Raw genomic sequence first — 7,028 nt, 5'->3', positions numbered from 1 at the left:
CACCAGGGGGCCGTCCGCCGTCACGTTCAGGGTGCCGCCCGCCGCGCCGGACTCCGGAGCGGTCGGTGAGTCCCAAGTGGCCCCGGCGGCGTCCGGGTTCGCATGCTTGGTGACGAAATCCTTGATCACGTCCGCGGAGACCGTCGAGCAGCGCTGGGTGCGGTCCCAGGCGGTCAGGACGAAGTGCTTGTTGTCGACGAAGGTGCTCCGGGTCCAGGGCATACCGATGAATCGCGGCCCGGCATTCGCCGCGAGCTTGCGCAGCTTGTCGACCTGATCCGCCGGCAGGCTCTTGTCGTACCAGCCGATCACGAAGCCGTGTTCGAGGTTGTGTACGGCCCGTTCCGCCGAGATGCCCGAGTTCGGGTTGTAGAAGGGAATGCCGTCGGGCAGGGGGTCGGGGTTGTGGTTACCCGAGGACGGCGGTGACGCCTCGTACGTGACCGCTGTGCTGACGTGCGTCGAGCCGCGGAAGGGGTCGTTCGCCGTGCCGGTGCACCCGGCCGCGGTGGCGGCCGCCGAGGCCGGCGCGACGTAGCCGACCTTGCGGGCCTCGTTCTTCGATCTGCTGTCCGCGACGCTGTAGATGATGATGCCGACGAGGAGCGCGACGGCGACGAGCCCCGACGTCCCGTAGATGAGCAGCGCGCGGCGGCGTTCCCCGCGCTTCTGTTCACGGCGCAACTGCTCGAGCCGGGTGTTGCGTTCGACGCTCTTCTTACCCACGACAGCTGATCCTACGAAGTGTTGAACCACGTCGTCCGGGCAGGATGGATCCGACCCGCCGAACACCACCGGACACGCCCTGCCTCGCCACGCTGCACCGTGACCGTGGCGTCACTGATCATCCCGGAACCAGGTCATCCGGGACCAGGTCACCCCGGGACCGGGCCACCCGGGACGGGCCGGCCACGAGGTCAGCGGTGGAGGACGAACGCCGCGGTATCGCGGTCCGGTCGGGCGGGTACGGGCGCGGCGGCGTGCCCGACCCCGACCGTGCCCATCGGCGCCCAACCGGCCGGCAGGTCGAGCACCCGGGTGGCCACCTCCGGGCAGAACAGCGTCGACGATACCCAGCACGACCCCAGACCCTCCGTGGCCAGGGCGACGAGCAGGTTCTGCACCCCGGCCCCGACGGAGACGGTGAACATCCGCTCCTCGGCGGCGGCGCGGCGGGCGTCCGGATAGGGATGCGCGCCGTCGAGGACCATGATCGGAACGATCAGCAGCGGGGCACGCCGCAGCACCTCGCCGCGCCGGAGCCGACGCTCGACGGCCGCCTCGCCGAACCCGTCGCGTCGTAGATCGTCCGCCCAGGTCTCGGCCATCGCGTCGAGCAGCGCCGCGCGTCGCTCGGTCACGATCACGAAACGCCATGGTGTGGTGTGGTGCGGGGCCGGGGCGGTGAATGCCGCCGCGATCGCCCGGTCAACCGCGGCCGGGTCGACCGGGGTGTCGGAGAAGTCCCGCACGGTGCGCCGCTCGCGCAGCGCCGCCCGGCGCGCCTCGAGGGTGCCGAGGCGGAACATGTCCTCACCCGCGGGACGCAGCAGTGCCCGCCCGCCGGTGCCGTCGTCGGGCAGCCGGCCGTAGCCGCGGACGACCGCCACCGGCGTGGCGCCCAGCTTGCCCTTGACGAGGTCGGCGGCCGCGGCGAGCTCGTCGGCCTCGGCCACCTCGGTCATCCCCAGCTCGTTGCCGTAGCCGTCGAGGTCGCCGACGTGGCTGCGCAGCGCCGCCATGCCGGCCACCCCGATGGCGATGTCGGTCAGGCCGCGTCGCCACGGCCGTCCGGCGGTATCGGTGACGACGACGGCGACATCCACGCCGAGCACGGTGGCCAGGCCCGACCGCAGCCGCCTGGCGCTGGCGTCCGGATCCACCGGGAGCAGGGCGAGGGAGTCCTTGGCGATGTTCGACGCGTCGACCCCCGCGCTGGCGAGGACGAAACCGTGGTGCGTCTCGACGATCCGGGTCGGGCCGCGCCGGGCGACCTCGCGCACCGATTCACTGTCGATCATGGCCTGCCTGGCTTCCTCGCGGTCGCCGGACACCGTGACGAGCCGTCCCTCGGCCTTCGAAACAATCTTTGAGGTGACCACGATGACATCGCCGTCGGCGAGTGCCGGGCCGTGCGTCCGGGCGGCCGAGGCCACCAGGACGGCGAGATCGTCGCCGGGACGGACCTCGCCGATGCCGGTGAGCGGGAACACGCGCAGCGCCTGTTCCGCGCTGCGCTCAGACACCGGCGAGCTCCAGAGCCGCCCGGACGATCGCCACCGTGGCCTTCAGATCGGTCATCAGCAGGGGTGCCGCGGCCACGGTCGCGCCGGGAACGGTCGCGCCGGCGTCGGCGGTGTCGACGAGCCAGCCGTCGAGCAGTCCGTCCGCCGTCCCGGCTCCCGGGCGCAGGGCCGTCCCGTGCCCCGTCGCGGCGGTGCGCCCCCGGCCGCCGTAATGCACGCCCACCGCCTGGGCGGAGGTCTCGACGCCGATGGCGGCCAGGCAGGCGTCCGCCATCCCGCGCACGGCCGCGCCGCCGATGATCGGCGACACCCCGACCACCGGCGCCGCGGTCTCGTGCACGGCCGAGCGGATCCCGGGAACGGCGAGGATGGTGCCGATCGAGACGACCGGATTCGACGGGGGGAGCAGTACGACGTCCGCGTCGGCGATGGCGGCCAGGACGCCGGGCGCGGGCTTGGCCTTTTCCGCGTTCACCGGGATGATCGCCCGTGCCGGCACGGCGGCACGCAGCCGCAGCCACCACTCCTGGAAGTGCACCGCGCGCCGGCCGTCGGCGTCCGAGATCACCACGTGGGTCTCGATCCGCTCGTCCGACATCGGCAGCAGCCGTACCCCCGGCTTCCACCGCTCACACAGTGCCCGGACCACGTCCGAGAGGGAGTAGCCGGCGTCGAGCATCCGGGTACGCACCAGGTGGGTGGCGAGGTCGCGGTCGCCGAGCCCGAACCAGGCCGGCCCGACGCCGTAGGCGGCGAGTTCCTCGGCCACGACGAACGACTCGCCTTCGCGCCCCCAGCCCCGTTCGGCCGAGATCCCGCCGCCCAGGGTGTACATGACGGTGTCGAGATCGGGGCAGATGCGCAGTCCGTGCAACGTGATGTCGTCGCCGGTGTTGCCGATTACCGTCACGTCGGCCTCCGGCAGCGCCGCGAGCACGCCGCGCAGGAACCGGGCGCCACCGATCCCGCCAGCCAGGGCTGTAACTCTCACACCGACCGATCCTGGCACCGCGCCCCGGCGGATGGGGCACCGGTGGGCGGTGGTGGATTTCCCGGCCGGGGTGATAGTGACCACTGCCCAGCCGCGGACGGATTTCTCCGGACCGGGGCGGGCGCGCCGGTCCGTGCTCCTGACCGAGCCTTGCTCGGGGTTCCTAACCGAGCCTTGGCCGGGCGAACAACGGCGTCATCCATCCGTGGAACTCCGGCTTCGCCGGTATCGGCGTGTCCGTGCAGAAGGCCGAGAGCAGGAAGTGCACGAGATGGCTGGTCGGCCGGGAGGGCGCGGGGTTGGCGAGCCCGCCCTCGATGGTGGCGACCACCGCGTCCGCCGCGAGCTCCCGATCGGGTTCGGGCACGAAGTCGTGCACCGCGGCGAGCGCGAGCCCGTGCAGCCAGTCGTGCAGCCGCTCGTGGTACTCCATGACCGGCGCGGCGTGCGGGGCGCGTTCGGCGACACAGGGATGCAGCGTGCGGCGCCGTTCGACCGAGTCCAGGGCGAGGAAGAGCTTCGCCGCCGGGTCTCCGGGCAACGCGGCGATCCGGTCGACCTCAACGTCGAGCAGCCGGTTCAGCACCGCCGCGAAGGCATGGTCCTTCGACCGGAAATACCAGTAGACGGAGCCCGGCTCGATGCCGGCGGAACGGGCGATCTCCGCGATGGACGTCCCGGCGAACCCGCGGGCCAGGAACTGCTCCTCGGCGACGGTGAGCAACGCATCGATCCGTTCCTCGCGGGGAACCTCCTGGCGGTTGCGTGGCACCTGATCAGCGTAACGACTCCCATGGTGGGGCAGGAGGAAATCGATGCCCAGTAGTGGTAGCTCCCGTGCGGTACGGCGGCGCCGCCCCGGACGCCGGCATGATCGGAATCGTGTCCCGGTGTCGGGGGGTGCATTCCGGCCGGGCCCGGGTAGCGGAGTCCGGTGGACGTCTCGGGCGGATGTGTCCTGCTCACCGCCTTTTTCTTGATTCCGATTAGAGAGAGCTGTGAGAGTGAATCTCAGCTCTCTACGTCGCTGGAAGGACCATCATGTCCGATATCAGGACCACCAAGAGCCTCGAAGCCCTGTCCGCCTCCCTTAATCGCGCGCTTGCGGGGGCCCGCGCCCCCCAGGTCGTGGCCGCCCGCCGGGCCCAGATGCGACAGACCGCCGGTATGACGCCGGACGGGTCCGACCTCGCCGGCACCGGCCGGCGAGCCGACCGGACGCAGGCCTTGGTCGAGACGCTGGCCTCGCGCCGGCGGACGAATATGTTGATCGGTACGCTCGACCGGCTGCGCAGACCCGCCACCGGGTGGCGTGCGGCCGGCCGCGTGACACCCTGACTCCGGGCCGACCGGGTCTCCTGCCGAACCGCTCAGTACCGTTTCGGCACCGCATCCCTTCGATCCCGATGGTCACCGACCGGACCGGTTCATCTGCCGGGCGCCGGGGGGCGCCGCCGGAGAATCAGAGGAATTCATGATGAGTACGGCGGCGACATCCAGTGGTGCCGAATCCAGTGGTGCCGAATCCACCAGTGGTGCCGAATCCAGTTCCCCGCCGTCCCCGTCGGCGCTGCGCCGGGCGCTGCGCCGGGCCCGGGACGGCGCCACGCTCGATGTGGTGGAGGCCACCATTCTGCTGGCCGCGCGCGGCGACGACCTCGCGGACCTGTGCCGGTCGGCGGCCCGGGCCCGCGACGCGGGTCTGGCGTCGATCGGGCGGCCGGGTGTCGTCACCTACTCGCCGAAGGTGTTCATCCCGTTGACCCGGTTGTGCCGGGACCGCTGCCACTACTGCACCTTCGCCACCGTGCCGCACCGGCTGCCCGCCCCCTACCTCACGGTGGACGAGGTGCTCGGCATCGCCCGGGCGGGCGCCGCGGCGGGCTGCGCCGAGGCGCTGTTCACGCTTGGTGATCGCCCCGAGGGCCGATGGCCGGCGGCCCGGGAGTGGCTCGACGCCCACGGCTACGACTCGACGCTGGGCTACCTGCGCGCCGTCGCGATCGCCGTGCTGGAGGAGACCGGTCTGCTTCCGCACCTCAACCCAGGTGTGCTGAGCTGGGTGGAACTCGCCCGGCTCAAGCCGGTGGCCCCGTCGATGGGGATGATGCTGGAGACGACCGCGACCCGCCTGTGGTCGGAGCCGGGCGGGGCGCACTACGGGTCACCCGACAAGGACCCGGCCGTCCGCCTGCGGGTCCTCACCGACGCCGGGCGGCTGTCGATCCCGTTCACGACCGGCCTGCTGCTCGGCATCGGGGAGACCCGGGCGGAGCGGGCCGAGACGATCTTCGAGCTTCGAGGTCTGGCCCGCCGCTACGGGTCGATCCAGGAGGTGATCGTCCAGAATTTCCGCGCCAAGGACGACACCGCGATGCGCTCCGCGCCCGACGTCGGTGCCGAGGAGTTGGCCGCGGCCGTCGCGGTCACCCGGCTGGTGCTGGGCCCCACGATGCGGGTGCAGGCTCCGCCGAACCTCGTTGACACCGCGGAGTGCGCCCTGCTGCTTTCGGCCGGCATCGACGACTGGGGCGGCGTCTCCCCGGTCACCCCCGACCACGTCAACCCCGAGCGGCCCTGGCCGGACCTGGACGTCCTGCGTGCCGTGACGGCGCAGGCCGGGTTCACGCTGCGGCCCCGGCTCACCGTCTACCCCTCCCATCTCGGTGAACCATGGATCGACCCGCGCCTGGCCGGGCACGTCGGGGCGTTGGCCGGCGCGGACGGCCTGCTCGCCGACGGTGTGTTCCCGGCCGGCCGCCCCTGGCAGGAGCCCGACGGCGGACTCGCTGACACCGGCCGCACCGATCTGCACGCCGCGGTCGACACGGTCGGGCGCCGCAGCGAGAAACGGGCGGACTTCGGCACGGTCTACGGTGACTGGGAGTCGCTTCGTGCCCAGGTCAGCGCGGCCGGGACGGGGGTCGACGGAGTCGTCGGCACGGGCAGCCGGGCCATCGCGAGCCGGGCCGGCGCGGTTGCCGGTGCCGGTGCCATGCGGCGGATCGGCCCCGACATGCTCGCCGCCCTGCGCCACGCCGGGTCCGATCCGGCCGGGATCACCGACGACGAGGCGCTGACCCTGTTCGGCGCGGACGGCGCCGCCCTGGAGGAGCTCTGCGCGCTCGCGGACGGATTGCGCCGCGACGTCGTGGGCGAGGACGTCACCTACGTCGTCAACCGCAACATCAACTTCACTAATGTCTGCTACACCGGATGCCGGTTCTGCGCGTTCGCGCAACGCCGTGGGGACGCCGACGCCTACACGCTGTCTCTGGACGAGGTGGGCAGCCGGGCGGCGCAGGCCTGGGCGGTCGGCGCGACCGAGGTCTGCGTCCAGGGCGGGATCCATCCCGATCTACCGGGCACCGCGTACTTCGATCTCGCCCGTGAGATCAAGCGGCAGGCGCCGGGGCTGCATCTGCACGCCTACTCGCCGATGGAGGTTCTCAACGGCGTCACCCGCACCGGCATGTCGATTGGCGACTGGCTCACCGCGGCCCGCGAGGCCGGCGTCGACACGATCCCCGGCACCGCGGCGGAGATCCTCGACGACGATGTCCGCTGGGTGCTGACGAAGGGCAAGCTGCCCGCGGCGAGCTGGGTCGAGGTGGTGACCACCGCGCACCGGGTCGGCCTGCGTTCCTCGGCCACGATGATGTACGGGCACGTGGACACCCCCGCGCACTGGGTGGCCCATCTGCGCCTGCTACGGCGCATCCAGGACTCCACCGGCGGCTTCACCGAGTTCGTGGCCCTCCCCTTCGTCCATCACAGCTCGCCGATCTACC

At 72.1% G+C, this 7,028-nt stretch carries 6 protein-coding genes; 2 read left to right on the top strand and 4 right to left on the bottom strand.

Annotated features, from left to right (window positions below; translation table 11 throughout):
- The 4 genes from AC08OP_RS17485 to AC08OP_RS17470 form a co-directional block, all read right to left on the bottom strand.
- The coding region (locus AC08OP_RS17485; RefSeq protein WP_476615171.1) for a DUF3105 domain-containing protein at positions 1–726 on the bottom strand (726 nt) is incomplete at its 3' end.
- A gap of 191 nt (positions 727–917) precedes the next feature.
- On the bottom strand, positions 918–2,246 hold the full coding sequence (locus AC08OP_RS17480; protein WP_476615170.1) for a coenzyme F420-0:L-glutamate ligase: 1,329 nt from the start codon (positions 2,244–2,246) through the stop codon (positions 918–920).
- A complete protein-coding gene (cofD, locus tag AC08OP_RS17475) occupies positions 2,239–3,237 on the bottom strand; it encodes a 2-phospho-L-lactate transferase (protein ID WP_476615169.1) in 999 nt (332 codons plus the stop codon). Before cofD ends, AC08OP_RS17480 begins: the two co-directional genes overlap by 8 nt.
- A gap of 163 nt (positions 3,238–3,400) precedes the next feature.
- Positions 3,401–4,009, bottom strand: coding sequence for a TetR/AcrR family transcriptional regulator (locus AC08OP_RS17470; protein WP_035940905.1), 609 nt, complete (start codon positions 4,007–4,009; stop codon positions 3,401–3,403).
- 269 nt (positions 4,010–4,278) lie between these two features.
- Between AC08OP_RS17470 and AC08OP_RS17465 the strand changes: the two genes are divergently transcribed.
- Both AC08OP_RS17465 and AC08OP_RS17460 read left to right on the top strand, forming a co-directional pair.
- A complete protein-coding gene (locus AC08OP_RS17465) occupies positions 4,279–4,575 on the top strand; it encodes a hypothetical protein (RefSeq protein ID WP_462188316.1) in 297 nt (98 codons plus the stop codon).
- 136 nt (positions 4,576–4,711) lie between these two features.
- Positions 4,712–7,028 (top strand): bifunctional FO biosynthesis protein CofGH (locus AC08OP_RS17460; RefSeq protein ID WP_476615168.1); only part of this gene is annotated, 2,317 nt, incomplete at its 3' end.

The sequence above is a fragment of the Frankia sp. CeRuru1 genome, assembly GCF_977966315.1.
Note: the sequence above shows the minus strand (reverse complement) of the source record. Positions and strands in the feature narration are given on the sequence as shown.